General features: G+C 63.3%; 1 protein-coding gene. It reads left to right on the top strand.

Annotated elements, in window-relative coordinates:
• Positions 1 to 2: 2 nt before the first annotated feature.
• A complete protein-coding gene (locus ACI3KQ_RS15940; RefSeq protein ID WP_404959324.1) occupies positions 3 to 620 on the top strand; it encodes an aquaporin in 618 nt (205 codons plus the stop codon).
• Positions 621 to 635 lie beyond the last annotated feature (15 nt).

Genomic DNA, 635 nt, shown 5'->3' with positions numbered 1-635 from the left:
GCATCATGGCCGAGACGCTGACCACCGATATCGCCCTGGCGCTGCTGGCCAATACCATTGCCACCGGCGCCATATTGGTGGTGCTGATCACCATGCTCGGGCCGATTTCGGGGGCTCATTTCAATCCGGCGGTGTCGCTGGTGTTTGCTTTGCGGCGGGACTTGCCGCGCCGTGATGCCGCGTTCTATGCCATTGTGCAGGTCGCGGGCGGCATTGTCGGGGCAATATTGGCGCATGCCATGTTCGCGCTGCCGCTGCTGCAGGCTTCCAGCACGGTGCGCAGCGGGGCGGCGCAATGGCTTTCCGAAGGGGTGGCTTGCTTCGGGCTCGTTGCAACTATCCTGGCCGGCATCCGGTTGCAGCGAGGCGCCGTTCCGATGCTGGTTGGGCTCTACATCACGGCTGCCTATTGGTTCACGGCGTCGACCTCATTCGCCAATCCTGCCGTGGCCATTGCCCGCGCGTTTACCGACACCTTTTCGGGTATTCGTCCCTATGACTTGCCGGGTTTCATTCTGGCGCAACTCGCTGGCGCCCTGGTCGCGCTGGCGCTGATGAGCTGGCTGCTGCGCGCGCCGGTCGGAGACGCCCTCCCCATCCATGTGGAAGAACAATCATGACCGTCACCATCTACC

This window comes from Sphingobium sp. ZW T5_29 (assembly GCF_044987515.1).
In the GTDB taxonomy this organism is placed as follows: Bacteria; Pseudomonadota; Alphaproteobacteria; order Sphingomonadales; family Sphingomonadaceae; genus Sphingobium.
Note: the sequence above shows the minus strand (reverse complement) of the source record. Positions and strands in the feature narration are given on the sequence as shown.